The organism is Cupriavidus malaysiensis (assembly GCF_001854325.1).
GTDB classification, from domain to species: Bacteria; Pseudomonadota; Gammaproteobacteria; order Burkholderiales; family Burkholderiaceae; genus Cupriavidus; species Cupriavidus malaysiensis.
Window position 1 is genome coordinate 43,083 of record NZ_CP017755.1, and the last position, 17,189, is coordinate 60,271.

The 17,189-nt window shown below is 70.5% G+C and carries 14 protein-coding genes; 12 read left to right on the forward strand and 2 right to left on the reverse strand.

Features of this window, described 5'->3' with window-relative positions; genetic code table 11:
• Positions 1 to 69 precede the first annotated feature (69 nt).
• Complete coding sequence (locus BKK80_RS20100) at positions 70 to 1,662, reverse strand: phage integrase family protein (RefSeq protein ID WP_071070964.1); 1,593 nt, start codon at positions 1,660 to 1,662, stop codon at positions 70 to 72.
• Positions 1,663 to 2,231: 569 nt separating this feature from the next.
• On the opposite strand from BKK80_RS20100, the gene BKK80_RS20105 reads away from it, so the two are divergent.
• From BKK80_RS20105 to BKK80_RS20155, 11 genes are all read left to right on the forward strand, one after another.
• The gene (locus BKK80_RS20105; RefSeq protein WP_071017644.1) at positions 2,232 to 2,981 is read left to right on the forward strand and encodes a helix-turn-helix transcriptional regulator; all 750 of its coding nucleotides are present in this window, start codon (positions 2,232 to 2,234) and stop codon (positions 2,979 to 2,981) included.
• A 236-nt stretch (positions 2,982 to 3,217) separates the two neighbouring features.
• Positions 3,218 to 3,730, forward strand: coding sequence for a response regulator transcription factor (locus BKK80_RS20110; RefSeq protein ID WP_071070966.1), 513 nt, complete (start codon positions 3,218 to 3,220; stop codon positions 3,728 to 3,730).
• A gap of 95 nt (positions 3,731 to 3,825) precedes the next feature.
• Positions 3,826 to 4,098: a hypothetical protein gene (locus tag BKK80_RS20115; RefSeq protein ID WP_071017640.1), complete on the forward strand. Its 273-nt coding sequence runs from the start codon at positions 3,826 to 3,828 to the stop codon at positions 4,096 to 4,098.
• A gap of 672 nt (positions 4,099 to 4,770) precedes the next feature.
• Complete coding sequence (locus BKK80_RS20120) at positions 4,771 to 5,427, forward strand: phosphatase PAP2 family protein (RefSeq protein WP_071017638.1); 657 nt, start codon at positions 4,771 to 4,773, stop codon at positions 5,425 to 5,427.
• A 142-nt stretch (positions 5,428 to 5,569) separates the two neighbouring features.
• Positions 5,570 to 6,973, forward strand: a complete 1,404-nt coding sequence (locus tag BKK80_RS20125) for an undecaprenyl-phosphate glucose phosphotransferase (protein ID WP_071017636.1) — start codon at positions 5,570 to 5,572, stop codon at positions 6,971 to 6,973.
• Between the two features lie 101 nt (positions 6,974 to 7,074).
• Positions 7,075 to 7,326 carry an acyl carrier protein gene (locus tag BKK80_RS20130; protein ID WP_071017634.1) on the forward strand — a complete coding sequence of 84 codons (252 nt, stop codon included), beginning with the start codon at positions 7,075 to 7,077 and terminating at the stop codon, positions 7,324 to 7,326.
• Positions 7,323 to 8,528: an acyl-CoA dehydrogenase family protein gene (locus BKK80_RS20135; RefSeq protein ID WP_071017632.1), complete on the forward strand. Its 1,206-nt coding sequence runs from the start codon at positions 7,323 to 7,325 to the stop codon at positions 8,526 to 8,528. Before BKK80_RS20130 ends, BKK80_RS20135 begins: the two co-directional genes overlap by 4 nt.
• 10 nt (positions 8,529 to 8,538) lie before the next feature.
• Positions 8,539 to 9,492 (forward strand): amino acid--[acyl-carrier-protein] ligase, encoded by a 954-nt coding sequence (locus tag BKK80_RS20140; RefSeq protein WP_071039173.1) that lies wholly within the window; start codon positions 8,539 to 8,541, stop codon positions 9,490 to 9,492.
• The gene (locus tag BKK80_RS20145; protein WP_071017628.1) at positions 9,492 to 10,469 is read left to right on the forward strand and encodes a DUF1839 family protein; all 978 of its coding nucleotides are present in this window, start codon (positions 9,492 to 9,494) and stop codon (positions 10,467 to 10,469) included. Before BKK80_RS20140 ends, BKK80_RS20145 begins: the two co-directional genes overlap by 1 nt.
• Positions 10,466 to 13,054, forward strand: coding sequence for a glycoside hydrolase family 2 protein (locus BKK80_RS20150; protein ID WP_071070968.1), 2,589 nt, complete (start codon positions 10,466 to 10,468; stop codon positions 13,052 to 13,054). The genes BKK80_RS20145 and BKK80_RS20150 overlap by 4 nt, the downstream gene beginning before the upstream one ends.
• 400 nt (positions 13,055 to 13,454) lie before the next feature.
• Positions 13,455 to 14,177 (forward strand): Crp/Fnr family transcriptional regulator, encoded by a 723-nt coding sequence (locus BKK80_RS20155; protein WP_071017624.1) that lies wholly within the window; start codon positions 13,455 to 13,457, stop codon positions 14,175 to 14,177.
• 41 nt (positions 14,178 to 14,218) lie between these two features.
• Here the strand turns inward: BKK80_RS20155 and BKK80_RS20160 are convergent, their stop codons facing one another.
• Positions 14,219 to 15,259, reverse strand: a complete 1,041-nt coding sequence (locus BKK80_RS20160) for a DUF1839 family protein (protein WP_071039176.1) — start codon at positions 15,257 to 15,259, stop codon at positions 14,219 to 14,221.
• 356 nt (positions 15,260 to 15,615) lie between these two features.
• On the opposite strand from BKK80_RS20160, the gene BKK80_RS20165 reads away from it, so the two are divergent.
• A complete protein-coding gene (locus tag BKK80_RS20165) occupies positions 15,616 to 17,142 on the forward strand; it encodes a mannose-1-phosphate guanylyltransferase/mannose-6-phosphate isomerase (protein ID WP_157128628.1) in 1,527 nt (508 codons plus the stop codon).
• Positions 17,143 to 17,189 lie beyond the last annotated feature (47 nt).

Below are 17,189 nucleotides of genomic sequence, written 5' to 3' on the forward strand. Positions count from 1 at the left end.
GGCTTCGCCCGCGCCGTCCGCGCCGGTTAACGCAGCCGTTCCCCTTCCGGGCCTCCTACCCCAGGCCCCTCATTCCCTGCCACCCCGGACCAGCGCGCGCGGCGTAAACCGCGCCGCGCCGGCGGTGCTGCCGCCATCCTGGCGGACGAATTCCCCCCACATCGCTCGCAACAGCGTCTCCAGCCCGCTGCCGGAATAGGCCGCGAGCGCGCCGGCCAGGGCCTTGGTGCGGCCGCGCTGCGTGTCGGGCTGCTGCAACGGCCCGACCAGGGCGCAGTGCGAGGGGATATCGTCTTCGCCCAGGCCGCGATCCTGCCAGTGCGTACGCAGCACCGCGAACGTTTCCGGATCGAGCGGACGCCGTCGCCGCAGCGGATTGCGGGCCTCGATCTGGATCCAGGTGGCATGGCCCTCCATGCTGAGCTGGCTCCAGCGCAATGCGGCGATCTCCCTGACACGCAAGCCGCTGCGGCGCATCAGCAGGGCGACCGCATGCGCGGCCCGGTGCCTTGCGCCATGCGCCGGCTGCCCCAGCCAACGCACGAAGGCATCCAATGCATCGGCTGCCGCCATGCCGCTCGCGCGCGTACCTGCCGCCGGCACGGGGCTGCCGGCAGGCGCGGCCATGTCGGCCACCGGATTGCGCTCACTGTGGCCTTGCCGATACAGGAAACTGTAGAGCGCATGCAGGATACGCAGCGCCGCGCGCCGGGATGGCTGGGACAAGGCGCCTTCGAACGGGCGCCAGTGCAGCCGGTCGCGCGGCCCTGCCGGGCCTTGCCAGAAATCCGCTGGCTGGGGATCAGCAAGAAATCTGTCGTATTCCTGGATATCGTCCGCTGTCAGCCCGACCAGATTCCTGCTGCCCATGGCGCACCATAGCAGCAGGCGCTCGCATTCGCGCCGGTAGCCCTGGTAGGTGCTGGCACTGCGGGCGCGGTGGGCCAGCCATTGCCTGACCAGCCGCAGCGGCTCGGCATGCCCGGCCGGTCCGCCGGCCGGGCGGCCCGGCAACATGAACTCGAGCGGCACGGGATGCGCCATGTCCGCTGTCAGCGGCAAGGGCTGCAGCCGTGGCCTCGCCGCATGGGCACTATTCGGCATAATATGTGGAGCAAGCGACACTTTTCCTCCGGCGGAGCGGAGATAGGCTTTCTGTGCCAGCAGCCATCGCGTGACCACCTCGCCGGATAGCGCGCCGATCCGCGGGACTGCTCGCCACCATCCCGCGCCACGCCGGTTAGCCAGTGCCACCAGGTCGGCGATCCTGCCGATTCCCGCGGCGTGCAGGCGCCGCGCCAGGCTGGGCCCGAACCACAAGCTCACCGCATGCTCCATCCGCGGCGTGCCCTGACCGAGCCGTTCCAACTGCGACAGGGCATCCACCCGCCGCCCCATCCCGGTGTTCGATCGCCCCTTGAGCGCGTCGAACATCTCGGCGATATCCTGGCGCTCATGCTGCAATGCAAACTGGATCAGGCGGTCGCGCAGGCCGAGGATGCGCTGGATGGCCTGGTGTTCGGTCAGTTCGCCATCGTCATCCGGATCGAGCAGGTAGCGGTTGGCGATGTCCACCGGGCGCATACCCTGCGCATAGGCCCGCACGACGGCGAATTCGGTGCGTGTGAGCTTGGTGGCGGCGGCATCGTGGCTGGTGGACATGGGCGGGTTCTTTGCTAAGTGATTGACGCAAAACCTTTTTTTCCAGGATCAACTTCGATCCGGTCGATTTCGTCACTTGAAGTGCAATGTAAATTATTTTCGATCCGCATGGAAGCCTGGATGGGCGGGCATAGGCCTGATCCAGGCCTGCTTGCGCCACGCCGGCGCCGGAGGTTTCCACGCATTTATCTGCCGCATCGTTCCTGCCTGGGTCTGTCATGATGCACTTTTATGGCGATTCCGACAGCACCCGGGCCCCATTCGGATACAGTCCTGCAACATTCTGCCGCCGGGAATCCTTGAACTCGATGGGGTCAATGCCTATCCTGACCTCAAGAATTAGATTTCCTTAAATCTGATTTAAACAGTTCGAAAGCGCCGTCGAGGCGCACCGGGGGGGCCGGAAGTCGTCCCGGAGGGAGGCAGCACGGCCGCACCACGCAGGCGGGGCCGCCATCCCGGATCGCAACCGGCCGTTGGGATGCGCAGTCGCAGCATAGCGGCGCGTCTCCAGTCGCGCCCGATATCGCAATGCGATGCCGGCGTGCCAAATAAGAAAGAGAGCGGCCATGGCTTCCATCCTGTTGATCGAGCCTCATCCACTCTTGCGCCTGGGTCTGCGCCATCTGCTGGCGCAATCGCGGTTGCATGACGTCATCCTCGACATCGATCCCGACCAGCAGCTTCCCCTCCCCGCCGATGCGTGCGGTGCGGACCTGCTGCTGCTCGGCCTGCCGGCCGGGTCGGCCAGCGCAGGCACCATGCTGCTCGAGGCCGTCGCGCGCTTGCAGCCGAAGCGCATGCTGCTGCTGGCCGAATCGGTCGACGGGCTGGACCTGGGCGAACTGCCCGAGGGCGTGCGCGGCATCTTGAGCAAGCACAGCAGCGCCGATCTCCTCGACGCCGCGATCCACCTCGTGCTGGCGGGAGGCGAATGTTTCCCGGGGCATGTCACCGCCCCGGCCGCGCCGGCCGCCGAGCCCGCCCGCCACCCTGCGCCGGCTGGCCCATCGGCATCCGGCAGCGGCGAGACGGAGACCGAAACGCCGCTGTCGGGCTCGCACCTGCTGAATATCACCGAGCGGCAGTACGAAGTCCTCGTGCTGCTCGCGCGCGGCTACCCGATCAAGACCGTCAGCCGTGTCCTGAACATCTCGGTGGCGACTGCCAAGACGCATGCCTGCACGCTCTACCAGCGCCTGCAGGTGCGTAACAAGGGTGAGGCTGTCTACGTGGCCCTGCAGCGGGGCGCCACGCTGAACTGGCCGGGCCCGCAGCTATCGCTGCTGCCGCAGTCCTGCGTGCGCGAAGCGGCCTGAGCCGCGGCGGCAGGGCCCGGCCGCCGCCTCGCGCAGAGGCGGGCAGCGCGCGCCGGGCCAGCTCCTGCCTCATCCATTTGTCGGAGTCCTCTCGGCCAAACGCACGAAGCGTCGGCGGCTGCCGCTTGCTAGTCTTCGGACAGATCGCCCCGCTGCGCCGGCGGGGCGCGACACCGCCGTCCGTGCCGTCCGCCAGGCGCGGCCCCTGGTGCGGCCCCTGTCGAGAGAACACGTCAATGACGATCCTGCTGCTCGCCCACAATCGCCTGCTGTGCCAGACGCTGATGCGGCGGCTGCGCGCCGTGGCGCCCGCCGGGCCGGTCGCCCCGATCGCCCCGATCGCCCCGGTCGCGCGGCAGGAGCCCGAATGGCTGCTGGGCGCCGCCGCGGCAAGGCATCCCGAGGTCAAGGTGGACTTTGCCTTGCTGGACTGCAGCGATGCGCGCGCCGATCCGGCGGTGCTGCTGCGCGCCCTGCAGGCCCGCGTGGCACCGGCGCGCTGGCTGGTGCTGCTGCCGGCGCCGGACGTGGCGCTGATGCGCCTGGCGCTGGCACTGGGCGCTGGCGGCTGCATCGTCGGGCCGGCCCCGATCGAACGCGTCTGCCGGGCGAGCGATCTGGTGCGGGCCGGCGGGCAGTGCTTTCCCCGTGCGCTGCGGGGCGCGGGCGCTGCCGGCACCATGCCGCCGCATGCCTGCGCTGGCACGATCTCCTCCGTTTGTGCGAGGGGCGCTCCACCCCTCGGATGAGGCGGACCGGAGCATCGGCGGCTATGCTGTATTCCAGGTTGTCAATGAGGCAGCGCCCGACAAGCAGGCGCGCCCGGGTTGTGGCAGGGGGTCACATGAACGGCAGTCTCGATGTGCTCGTGGTGCGCGGCTTCGCCATGCGCGAGGGCCGCGGCAAATGGGCGTGTTGCTACGAAGTCCGGCTCGCCACCGCGCGTGATGAGCCCTTGCTGTATCGCGGGGAACTGCACGGCAGGTCCTTCGCTTCGGAGTCGGCCGCCGTCCTGGCAGCGCGCGAAGCGGGGGAGCGCGAAGCCTTGCTCCGGGTCGACTCGATCCGTGCGCAGATGCTGGCTTTGCACGCGTATTGCAGCATCAACGACGGGTGACGGCGGGTGCGGCAGCCTGGACTTCAGGCGGTATCCGGGACGTCACCGGCAGGAATCTGGAGGGGCGATAGATAGCGCGTGTTCGGGGGACCCGGAGCGATCCGGGAGCGCAATCGCCAAGGGCGATGCGCACATGCGCACTTCGGCGGCAGTGCCAGGCTGCGCCGGACCTCGGTGGCCGCGGCGGAGCCGGCAGCGACAAGCCGGTACGCCGTGGCCCATTTCTTTTGTTTCCGTCCCCAGCGCGGCCGCTGCGGCGAGTCCGCCTCTGCCCGGCGCCGGATGCGCGCCGCCCGGCTGCGCACGCTTCGGCGCGCCGGCAAAAAAGAAGCCCGCCGACCGGGGGACCATGCGGGCTCTGGAAAGCGGCGGGCATACTGCACGCCCGGCCGCTTCATCGAACATAGCGAATCGCCGCCGGCGCCTGTATCAACCAGAAGCAGCATGGCGGTTCAGGCGCGGATGTCAGGAGGGGCCTGCCCCGCCGCCGGCACGGCGCCTCTCATTCTTCTGGCTGGGTCATGCGTTCGCGTCCCCGCACAAGGGGGCGCCGGCGCACGGAGCACGGCCCGCTTCCCGTGCTATGTTGGGCCCCGCTTCGATTGCCATACGCGCCACGCTTCCACCACGCGCTCCGCTGCCTTCGTTTCACGCGTCCTGCTTTTCGCCTTCATGCACTTCTGGCACCTTGTCACCCGCTTCGGCGAGAGTACCTACCTGCTGCCGAGCGCGCTGCTGATCGCGCTCTGGCTCTGCTATCGCCGCGCACCGGGCAGCGCCGTGCGCTGGCTGCTGGCGATCGGCCTGGCCGCGGGCCTGACGCTGGCGTCGAAACTGGCCTTCATGGGCTGGGGCGTGGGGATCGAGTCGCTCGACTTCACCGGCTTCTCCGGCCACAGCGTGATGTCCGCTGCCACCCTGCCGGTCCTCTTCTACTTGTGTACGCCTTCGTCCAGTCCGCGCCTGGCGCATGCCGGCACCGTGCTCGGCATTGCGCTGGCGCTGCTGATCGGCGTCTCGCGCCTGGCCGTGCACGCGCACAGCGTGTCCGAGGTGTTGGGCGGGCTGGCGCTGGGGCTCGGCGCCAGTCTGGTCTTCCTCGCCTGGCCCGGCCGTGCCGCCCTGCCTCGCAGCGTGGTGCCGCTGGCCGCCGCACTGGCGGCCTTCACCGCGTTGCACACCTTGCCGGTGCCAGGCCTCGGCGGCGCGACGCACCGCTGGGTGGAGAGCGTCGCAGTCTACCTGTCCGGCCGCGACCGCCCCTTCCATCGCGGCGAGTGGCGCGCCTTCGCGGCGGATGTCCTGCCCCTGCCGGCGGCACCCGCCTGAGCCGACGCCAAGCCGCCGCGCTCGCCATGCCCGGCGCGCGCCTTCCGAGCGCGCGCCTTGTGTGCGCGGCCCCACAGACACCGGTCAACCGTGACCGGAGCATGACGCCATCGGACCTGACTGTCGGGATGGAGATGGAATCATGGCGACCATCACCTCGCCTGCCGCGGAGCGCCGCACGGCCTTGGACTACCTGTACCGCATCGGCGACGGCGTCTGGGTGGCCACGTGCGGCATCCTGCTCGGCGCGCTGTACTTCCCTGACGGCTTGCGCGGCGCCTCGCCGGTACACGGTTTCCTGACGCTGTTGTGCGCCGTCGGCACGCTGCTGGTGTTTCCCGCCTTCGGCCTGTATGACTCCTGGCGCGGCCGCAGCCAGGCGGTGCTCGCTCTGCGGGTGCTCGCGGCCTGGAGCCTGGTCTATGTCGCAGGCCTGGTGGCAGCCTTCCTGATGCACCAGATCGGCCTGGTCTCGCGCTTGTGGTCGCTCGGCTGGTTCGCCAGCGTGGCGTGGGTGCTGGTGCTGACGCGCGTGATCGCCTTCCGCATGCTGGCCAGCGTGCGCGAGCTCGGCATCAACGCCAAGCGGGTGGTGATCATCGGCTATGGCCCGCTCGGCCACGAGCTGTTCCAGCGCGTGCTGCTGGCCAGGGATACCGGCTATCGCGTGGTCGGCATCTACCACGAGGGCCAGGGGCCGGTGCCGGGCGGCGTCGCAGCCTTGCATACCCTGGAGGACGTATGCGCCTTCGTGCGCGCCCAGGGCGTCAGGGAGATCTGGCTGACGCTGCCGATGGCGGCCTGCCGCGACCTCTACGACGTGGTGCGGCATTTCCGCAACGACCTGGTCGACATCCGCTGGGTGCCGGACATCATGTCGGTCGAACTGCTCGGCCATCGCTTCAGCGAGTTCCTCGGGCTGCCGGTCATCGACCTGAACAGTCCGCCGGTGTCGGGCATCACCGGCACGTTGAAGAGCGGCTTCGACCGCGTCTTCGCCGCCGCGGCACTGCTCGGGCTGTCGCCGCTGCTGCTGCTGATCGCCTTGCTGGTCAAGTTGACGTCGCCAGGTCCGGTGCTGTTCTGCCAGACGCGCCTGGGCATGGACGGGCGCCCCTTCGAGGTCTACAAGTTCCGCACCATGCGCCTGCATGCCGACCACGGCGTCACGCAGGCGGTGCCGGGCGACGCGCGCGTGACGCGCATCGGCAGGATGCTGCGCCGGACCAGCCTGGACGAGCTGCCGCAGTTCTTCAACGTGCTGCGCGGCGACATGTCGGTGGTCGGTCCCCGTCCCCATGCGATCGAGCACAACGAGCTGTACAAGGAGCTGATCGACCGCTACATGCTGCGCCACCGCGTCAAGCCCGGCATCACCGGCTGGGCGCAGATCAACGGCCTGCGCGGGCAGACCGATACGGTGGAGAAGATGCGGCGGCGCATCGAGTTCGACATCTACTACATCCAGCACTGGTCGTTCCGGCTGGACCTGCTCATCATCCTGCGCACCGCGCTGCACGGCTGGACGGGCTCGGAGGTGTTCTGAGCGGCGGCCGGCCCTGGCGTGCCGCCTTGGTGCGGCAGCACACCGATGGGTGCGGCTCCGGTAGGTTCAATAAGACACGGGATTCCACCAGGAGGTCAGCAATGAAGGCAACGATCCGCAGCATCCTAGGCGAAGTGGCCCGACTGGACGTGCCGCTCGACTCCCTCGAGGACAAGTCGGACCTCTACGAGGCCGGTCTCTCCTCGCTTGCCACGGTCCACGTCATGCTCGCCATCGAGAACGCGTTCGATATCGAGATCCCCGACCGCATGCTGACCCGGCAGCTGTTCCGCAGCATCGATTCGCTGGCCGCCGCCGTCGAGCAGCTCAAGCAAGAGCAGGAGGCAGCATGAACGCACCCATTGCCAAGGACGAACTGGCGCAGGTCGGCGGCGAGTCCGCGCCGGCCTCCGCCCTGCTCAGCGCGGCACATGCCGCGGCGGCCGAAGCCGCCAGGCACGTCGAGCAGGTCGATCGCGATGCCTCCTTTCCGCACGATGCCTTTGCCGTGCTGCGCACGCATGGCCTGCTGGGCGCGATGGTGCCGCCCGCCTTCGGCGGCCCCGGGGCTTCGCTGGAGACGATTGCTGCCATCTGCCGCATCCTCGGCGCGGCCTGTTCGTCCACCGGCATGATCTACGCCATGCACCAGATCCAGGTGGCCTGCATCCTCGAGCACGGCGCCGGCAGCCCCTGGCACGAGGCGCTGCTGGCGCGGCTGGCGGGCGAGCAGCTGCTGCTGGCCTCGGCGACTTCCGAGGAAGCGATCGGCGGCGCGCTGCGCAACAGCGGCTGCGCGGTCAACGCCGAGAACGAGCGCTTCCGCCTGCTCAAGATGGCCACCACGATCTCCTACGGCGCCCATGCCGACGGCATCCTGGTCACGGCGCGGCGTCACGCCGACGCCGCCCCCTCGGACCAGGTGCTGGTGTGCGCGCTCAAGCCGGATTACACGCTGCAGAGCCTGAACGCGTGGGATACGCTGGGCATGCGCGGTACCTGCAGCAACGGCTTCCGCGTGGAAGCGGCCGGACACGTCGAACAGATCCTGCCGGTGCCCTTCGGCGAGATCGCCGACCTGACCATGACGCCGGTCTCGCACATGCTGTGGAGCGCGATGTGGATCGGCATTGCCGGCGATGCGCTGCAGCGCGCCAAGGGCTTCTTCCAGGGCCAGGCGCGCGCGCGTCCCGGCGCGCTGCCGCCCTCGGCCGCGCGCGTGGCCGAGGCGGTCAGCCTGCTGCAGATGATGGAAGGCCGCCTGGAGATGGCACTGGCGCACCAGCGCCAGCGGCGCAGCGGCCAGTCCACCCAGGGTGCGTTCGCGCTGGCCGCGGAGATGAACGGCCTGAAGACCGCGGTGTCGACCATGGCGCTGCAGGTGGTGCAGCAGGCCATGCTGGTGTGCGGCATGGCAGGCTACAAGCACGGCACGCCATTCAGCCTCGGGCGCCACCTGCGCGACCTGTGGTCGGCGCCGTTGATGATCAACAACGACCGCATCCTGAGCAATACCGCCGGCCTGCTGCTGGCGGACCGTTCCGATCGTCCCTGAAGGAGCCGACATGGATGCCAACCTCTCGCGTGGCGAAGCCCCCGCCGGCGGCTCGGCGTACGCGCCCGCCTTCCTCGACGCGCTGGTCGGCGCAGGCCTGCTGGTGCCGACCGGCGTGCAGGGCCTGTACGGGCGCAGCGCCGTCTTCGAAGCGGTCGGCGACGGGCTCAACGGGGCCATCACCGCACTCGGCGCCGACCAGCTGGCGGAGGTGCTGCGCTTTCCGCCGGCCATGGGCCAGCGCGATTTCGAGACCAGCGAGTACCTGCAGAGCTTCCCGCAGCTCGCCGGCACCATCCACAGCTTCTGCGGCGACGAGCGCGGCCACCGCCGCCTGCTGGCGCGGCTGCAGGACGGCGAGGACTGGACCGACCAGCAGCAGCCCAGCGGCGTGGTGCTGACCCCGGCGGCCTGCTATCCGATCTATCCGGTGATGGCGCGGCGCGGCCCGCTGCCGGAGGCGGGCAAGGTGGTCGACGTGCTGTCCTACTGCTTCCGGCACGAGCCCTCGCTCGAGCCGACCCGCATGCAACTGTTCCGCCAGCGCGAGTACGTCTGCCTAGGTTCTCCCGAGCGCATCGTGGCCTTCCGCCAGCTCTGGATGGAGCGCGGCCAGCAGCTGGCCCGCGCGCTGCAGCTGCCGCTCGAGGTCGACGTCGCCAACGACCCCTTCTTCGGCCGCGGAGGCAAGATCGTCGCCGACAGCCAGCGCGAGCAGAAGCTGAAATTCGAGCTGCTGATCCCGGTCAACGACGGCGCGCCGCCGACGGCGTGCATGAGTTTCAATTACCACATGGACCATTTCGGCGCGCTGTGGGATATCCGCCAGGCCGATGGCGGCGTGGCCCACACCGGCTGCGTGGGCTTCGGCATCGAGCGGCTGGTGCTGGCCCTGCTGCGCCACCATGGCCTCGACCCCGCGCGCTGGCCGTCAGGCGTGCGCGCCACGCTCGGGAGTGCCTGATGTACGGCGGCGCGAAAGGCAAGGCAGGCGCAGGCGCGTCGCTGCACGACGGCAACCCGGTGTGGTCCCACGCCAACCGGCACGTCGACCTGTGGGTCGAACTGTTGCACGGTTGGGAACTGGAGCCCATTGCCGCCTTGCCCTTCACGGTAGCGCAGGATTTCGAAGGGGACCAGTTCACGCTGTCGAGTTTCCCCGCCAGCGACCTCGAGCGACTGTACGGCATCACCATGCACGAGCTGTCCGTCTACGGTGATCTCGAGTCCCATGTGGTGGCGCAGACCTGCCGCGGCAACGTGGTGCTGCTCGAAGTCGACAGCTACCACCTGCCGCAGCCGGGCGCCTACCGGCGCCAGCACGGCCTGTCGAGCATCGCGGTCGACGTGCTGGTGCCCGAGGCGGCCGCGGTCGGCTACTACCACGCGGATGGCTACCATACCGCCAGCGGTCCCGACTATGCCAACATCTTCCGCCGCCGCGGCGGCCTGCGCGACCCCGACGCGACCGCCCAGCCGCACGCCGAGGTGGTGCGGCGGCGCTTTGCGCCGCAGGACGGTGCTGCCATCCTGCGCGTCTCGCTCGACCTGCTGCGCCAGCACCTGGCGCACCGGCCGCAACAGAACCCCATCGCCACGTTCCGACGCGCCTTCCCGGCCCACCTGGAGCAGCTGATGGCACACGGCGAGCCGAACTTCCAGAGCTATGCGGCGAGTGTGCTGCGCCAGCTGGGCGCCAACTTCGAGCTGCTCGGATGCTACCTGCGCTGGCTGGCCGGGCAGGGCCAGCCGCTGCCCGCCGGGCTGGCGGAGGCCTGCTACACGGTGGCGTCGGAGGCCATGGTGATGCAGTTCCGCCTGATGCGCGCCGTCATCAGCCACAAGCCCGACCCCTGCCACGATTGCCTGGAGCAGCTCGAGCTGTCCTACCAGGCCAGCGTGCCGGCGCTGGCCGCGCATTTCGGCGTGGGGGCCGGATGAGCGCACGCGACCCGGCACCGGGCCCGCTCCAGGACGCGCCGGACGTTCCCGCCGGCATCGCCCTGGCCGACGCCACCTTGCGCGGCGAGTGGGGCTGGCTGCAGACCCTCGCCGGCGCGGCGGCCTCGCCCGAGGCGCTCGATGCACAGGCTGTCTGGCTGCCGGCGCCGGTGCCCGGCACCGTGGCCACGGCCATGCGCGCGGCCGGGCGCTGGGACGATGGCGCGCCGCCGCCGCTGCACCAGCACGATCACTGGTACCGCATCCGCTTCGCCGGCCACGGCCGGCGCCTGCTGCGCTTCAACGGCCTGGCCACGCTGGCCGAGGTATGGCTCAACGGCCGCCTCGTGCTGACCGCTCGGCACATGTTCATCGCCCACCAGGCCGAGGTGGATCTGGCCGGCGACAATACGCTGCACCTGTGCTTCCGTGCGCTGTATCCCTGGCTGCGCACGCAACGCGGCCGCGCGCGCTGGAAGCCGCGCATGATCACGCCGCCGTCGCTGCGCGCCGTGCGTACCACCCTCCTCGGCCATATGCCGGGCTGGTGCCCGCCGGTGCACGCGGTGGGGCCTTGGCGCGGCGTCGAACTGCTCGACCCGGCCGCCTGCGGTTCCTGGTCCGGCGTGCGTGCCGAATTGCGCACCAGGCTGGATGACGGCGGCGACGGCAGCGTCCGCCTGCTGCTGCGTTTTCCGGGCCCGGCGCCGCTGGCCGGCCACTTCGCCGTGCGCTGCGGCGCCGACGGCAGCGGCGGTGCCGATGGTCCCCTGCACCGCCTCGACTCGCATACCCTGGCCGGCGAACTGCTGCTGGCGCGGCCTCGGCTGTGGTGGCCGCACACGCATGGCGAGCCCCACCTGTACCGCGTCACGGCACGGCTGCCGGGTGGCGAGCTGGACTGCGGGCAGGTGGGCCTGCGCACCGTGGCGCTCGACGGCGACGCCGCCCAGGGCGCTTTCGCCCTGCGCGTGAACGGCGAACGCGTGTTCTGCCGCGGGGCCTGCGTGTCCAGCCACGACCTGCCCGGCCTGGCCGACACGGCCGAGGCGGTCGGGCCCTGGCTGGCGCTGGCGCGCGCGGCCGGCATGAACATGGTGCGTGTGAGCGGCGTCACCTGCTATCCCGGCGAAGCCTTCTACCGCCATTGCGACGAGGCCGGGCTGATGGTGTGGCAGGACTTCATGTTCGCCAATTTCGACTACGGCGACGACCCCGAATTCATGGAGGCGGCCGCGCGCGAAGTCGGCCAATGGCTGGTGTCGACTGGCGCGCATCCGAGCGTCGCCGTGCTGTGCGGCGGCAGCGAGGCCGAGCAGCAGGCGGCGATGCTGGGGACCGCGCGCGCCGACTGGCGCCAGCCCCTGTTCGACGCGCTGATCCCGCGCCTGGTGTCGGAACACCGTCCCGACGCCGTCTACGTACCCAATTCGCCGAGCGGCGGCGCCTGGCCCTTCCAGCCCGACACCGGCGTCAGCCACTACTACGGCGTGGGGGCCTATGAGCGGCCGCTGGCCGACGCACGCCTGGCCAATGTGCGCTTCGCCTCGGAATGCCTGGCCTTCGCCAACGTGCCGTGCGCGCGCACCCTGGCCGAACACGGCCTGACCCAGCCGCTGCACGATCCGCGCTGGAAGGCGCGCGTGCCGCGTGACGCCGGCGCGGCGTGGGACTTCGAGGACGTGCGCGACTACTATCTGCGCGAGCTGTACGAAGTGGATCCGCCGCGGCTGCGCTACGAGCGGCCGCAGCGCTACCTGATGCTGTCACGCGCGGTGGTGGCGGAATTGATGAGCAGCGTGTTCGCCGAGTGGCGCCGCGCCGGCTCCACCTGCGCGGGTGGCCTGGTCTGGCAGCTGCAAGACCTGCTGCCCGGCGCCGGCTGGGGCATCGTCGATGCGTGCGTGCGCCCCAAGTCGGCCTGGCATGCGTTGCGCGACGTGTGGCAGCCCTTGCAGGTGCTGCTGAGCGACGAAGGGCTCAACGGGCTGCATGTACACCTGATCAACGAAGGGCCACGGGCGCGGCGGGTGCGCCTGGAGCTGCGTTGCCTGCGCCAGGGCGAGACCGTGGCCGCCGAGGCGCGGCGCGAGCTGGAACTGGCGCCGCGCGCGGTGTGCCGGCTGGAGGCCGCCGCGCTGCTCGACCGCTTCTTCGACATGACCTATGCCTACCGCTTCGGCCCGCCCGCGCACGACGTCGTGCTGGCGGCGCTGTACGAGCCGGCGCCGGACGGGAATGCCGGGGCCGCCGGAGCGGCCGGGGCGGCTGCGCCGCTCAGCCAGTCGGTCTACCTGCCGGAGCGGCGCGCCGATGCGCTGCTGCCGGCCGAGCTGCGCGCCGAACTGGCCTGCGAAGACGGGCAGTGGTGGCTGACCGTGGCCACGCGCCGCTTCGCGCGCTGGGTCCATGTCGAGGACCACGCCTGGCGCGCCGAGCAGGATTGGTTCCACCTCGGCCCGGGACAGTCGCGCCGCCTCCGCCTTTTGTATGATGGCCCGGCCGGCGCGGCGGCGCGCCTCATGCCTTCGGGCGAGGTGCGTGCCCTCAACGATGGAGGCCGCCCAGCCCGCTACGATGCCTAGTCCACTGAAACCCTGAAACCGGTCGATGCCTGCCATGCCATGCGGGCGCATCGCGTCGTTGCAAAGGCCGCCATCGCCGCGCTATGGCTGCGTTTTGCGCCTAACCGTGCGACATGGAGGCACCGCCGCCCGGGTGCGCTTGCCCGGGCGCAATGGACCAGCGCCGCAAGCGGCGCCCGCAACCCCGCCCGGGGCCGCATCGCGCACAGGGTCGCGCCGGGCCTCAGACCTACCGATGGAGGAGGCGGTATAGGCCTTATGCCTACTAACGCCGGCCCTTGGCTTGCCCCTTAATACAGTCAACGGCGCCGCCGCAGCGGGCGGTGCCGGAACGGAAACAAGGGCCGCCACGGCGCTGCCCGGGACATGCGGCGGCGCCTGCAGGCAAGGGGGCATCATCATGATCACGCATCGTTCTGACCTGCACGTCAATCACCTGCTCGGCGCGATTCCGCGCGCGGAATGGGAGGCGCTCGCTCCGTACCTGGAACTGGTGCGGCTGCGCGGCGGCGAGTTGCTGACCGGCGCCGGCCAGCGCATCGTCCATGTCTACTTTCCGACCACCGGTGTGGTGTCGCTGCTGTCGCTGCTGGAGGACGGTGCCACCGTCGAGTTCGCCGCGGTGGGCAACGAGGGGCTGGTCGGCATCCCGGTGGTGACCGGGGGCGACACCATGCCGTGCCGCGTCGAGGTGCGCAGTCCCGGTTTCGCCTACCGCCTGCCGGCGCGCGTGCTGCGCGGCGAACTGGAGCGCCTGCACGTGCTGCAGCGCGTGACCCTGCTTTACGTGCAGGCGGTGCTGACGCAGATCGCGCAGACGGCGGCCTGCAACCGGCACCACTCGCTGAACAAGCAGCTGTGCCGCTGGCTGCTGCTCGCGCTCGATCGCATGGACTCCAATGAGCTCGTCATCACCCAGCAGGTCATCGCCAACATGCTGGGCGTGCGCCGCGAGGGGGTGACGGAAGCCGCCGGCAAGCTCGAAGACCTGGGCCTGATCCACCACAGCCGCGGCCACATCACCGTGCTCGACCGTTGCGGCCTGGAGCGCCATGCCTGTGAATGCTACAAGCTGGTCAAGCGCGAGTACGACCGCCTGCTGCCGGCGCTGGGAAACGCTTGAAGCGCCCGGAGCGCCCGGAGCGCCCGGAGCGTACCGCCATCTCAGTCCGGCGCAGGCGTGCCGAAGTGCCGCACCAGGCCATCCATCACCTGCGCGTAGGCGCCCTCCAGCGCGTCCAGGCATTCGTGGCAGCCGTCGTGGCGGCGGCGCGCCACGGCGCGCGCCAGGCGGAACTGCAGCACCTTGCACTCCTCGGCGATGGTGCGCGCGGCCTCGGCCACCGGCGCGGGCACGGCGTGGCCCTGCGCCGCCAGCCATGCCAGGAAGTGATGCAGCATCTCGAAGTTGGCGCCGAGCTGGCGCGGCAGGTTGAAGCCGTAGTGATGGAAGTAAGCGTCGCCGCGCTCGAGAACGGACGCCACCTGGCCGTCGAAGACCTGGCGCCAGCGGCTCAGCGGATTGTCCGCCGGCCGTCGCGCCAGATGCAGCCGCAGCAGGTCGAGCGCGCCGTCGGCGAGCGCCTGGCCGCGCAGCGCCGGACGCACGCGCTTGACGCATTCGGCATAGGGAAAGAGCACGTCGCCGTTGCCGCTCAGCGCGGGCGTCAGGCGCAGCAGCCCCTGGTAGTCGTCGCCCTCGGCACGGTAGTGGCCCAGGCTGTGGTAGTAGTCGAGCCATTGCGCGCCGGTATCGATGGCGTCGACCGCCGCCGTGGTCTTGACGTGGGCGCTCCGGTAGGACGTGGCGCGCGTGTCGGGCAGGTAGAAGCTGTCGAACTCCACCAGCACCACATGCCCGCGGCCCACCTGTGCGGCGACGTGGGCCTCCAGCGTGTCATAGACCGCCATCTCCTGCACCACGGTGCCGTACAGCCGCTCCAGGTCCATCGGCGGATACTTGAAGAAGGTGAAATGGTCGCCTTCGAAGTCCTGGGTCACGGTGAAGGGCAGGGCCGCCCGCGGCTCCAGCCGCCAGCCCTGCAGCAGCTCGATCCACAGGTCCATGTAGCAGTTGGTCTCCTGCCAGACCGCGTCGGCGCCGTGCAGGCTGCCGGTGGCCTGCGCGTCCTGCGGACTCTCCGCGCGCGCAGGCTCCAGGCAGCCGGCGCCCCCGCCTTGCTCGATCACCGCGTTCCGCTCCATCTCGCGCCTCCGCACAGTTCGGCTCCGCCTGCACCCGCTCCGGGCGGGCGCGCGGCAGCCTCCATTGCAGCCCGCGGCGCGGCGTCCTTCGGTGCGCTGTCGAACACTGGCGCACGCCTGGATGCCGGCGTTGCCGGCCGCGCGCGGCGGCCGGCAGCGTGTGCGGAAGCGAACAGATTCCGGCGACGCCACTTTCTACACTGCCTTTCATCCGCCGAACGCGCCGCGCCCGCGCCGGACGGCCCTGCCGCCGCTCCCGCCCGCTTCCTGCCCACTGCTTCCCTCGCGCCGCCGCCGGCAAGCGTACCCAATTCTGCGAGTGATCGCGCGCTGCCGGGCACGGCCGAGGAGGCATGATGAAGGCAAGGATCGGAGACAACGCCGCAGGCCAGGCGCAAGCAGGCGCGGCCGAGACCGCCCGGCTGCCACCGGTGCGCCCGGTGATCCTGGCCGGCGGCTCGGGCACGCGCCTGTGGCCGCTGTCGCGTGAGCAGTACCCCAAGCAACTGCTCAACCTGGTGGCCGAGGACACGCTGCTGGAAGCCACCGCGCGGCGCCTGCAGGGCATCGCGGAACTGGCGGGGCGCGCGGCCGGCGCCGAGTCGCGCGCCATCGTGGTGTGCGGCGAAGAACACCGCTTCATGATCGCGCAGATGCTGGCGCATGCCGGCACGGGTGCCAGCATCCTGGCCGAGCCCTGCGGGCGCAATACCGCGCCCGCGCTGACCATGGCGGCGCTGCATGCCGTCGCCGAGGGCGGCGAAGGGGGCGATGCCGTGCTGGTGGCGGCCCCGGCCGACCACGCGGTGGCCGACACCGAGGCCTTCCGCCGCGCCGTCGCGCTGGCCGTGCGGCATGCCGACTGGGGTGCCATCGTCACACTGGGCGTGCGCCCGCTCGCTGCCGAGACCGGCTATGGCTACATCCGCACCGCCAGGCGTGAACGCATGGGTGCCTACCGCCTCGAGCGCTTCGTCGAGAAGCCCCACCTGGAGCTGGCCAAGCACTACGTCGAGGCCGGCGGCTACTGGTGGAACAGCGGCATCTTCGTGGTGCTGGCCTCGGTCTGGCTCAAGGCGATGCGCGAACTGCAGCCGGAGATCCTGCGCTGCTGCCAGGCCGCCTACGGCGCCGGCGCGAGCCAGGGCGATACCGTGCGCCTCGGCGCCGAAGCCTTCAGCGCCTGCCCGTCCGATTCGATCGACTATGCGGTGATGGAGAAGCTGCACGGCCAGCATGACCTGCACGCGATGCTGGTGCCGCTCGAGGCCGGCTGGTCGGACGTGGGCTCATGGGCCGCGATCTGGGACATCGCCGCCAAGGATGCGGCCGGCAACGTCGGGCGCGGGCGCGTGGTCTTCGACGGCGCCAGCGCCTGCCTGGCCCATTCCGAGGGCCGCCTGATCGCCTGCGTGGGCGTGCAGGACGTGGTGGTGGTGGAGACCGCCGACGCGGTGCTGGTGGTCGCCAAGTCGCGTGTGCAGGACGTCAAGAACGTGGTGCAGCGGCTGCGCGCCGAGCACGGCAGCGAAGTGGTCAACCATCGCAAGGTGCGCCGGCCGTGGGGCTGCTTCGACGCGATCGATCGGGGCGAGCGCTTCCAGGTCAAGCGCATCGTGGTGGATCCGGGCGCGAGCCTGTCGCTGCAGATGCATTACCACCGCGCCGAGCACTGGGTCGTGGTGCGCGGCACCGCGCGCGTGACCTGCGGCGACACCGTCAGCATCCTGTCGGAGAACCAGTCGACCTATATCCCGATCGGCACGCTGCACCGGCTCGAGAACCCGGGCCGGACGCCGCTGGAGATCATCGAGGTGCAGTCCGGCTCTTACCTCGGGGAGGATGACATCGTGCGCTTCGACGACAACTACGGACGACGTTGAGCGCGACGGCATAGCGCGTGCGGGAAGGAGAGGCCGGCGCCCCGGGG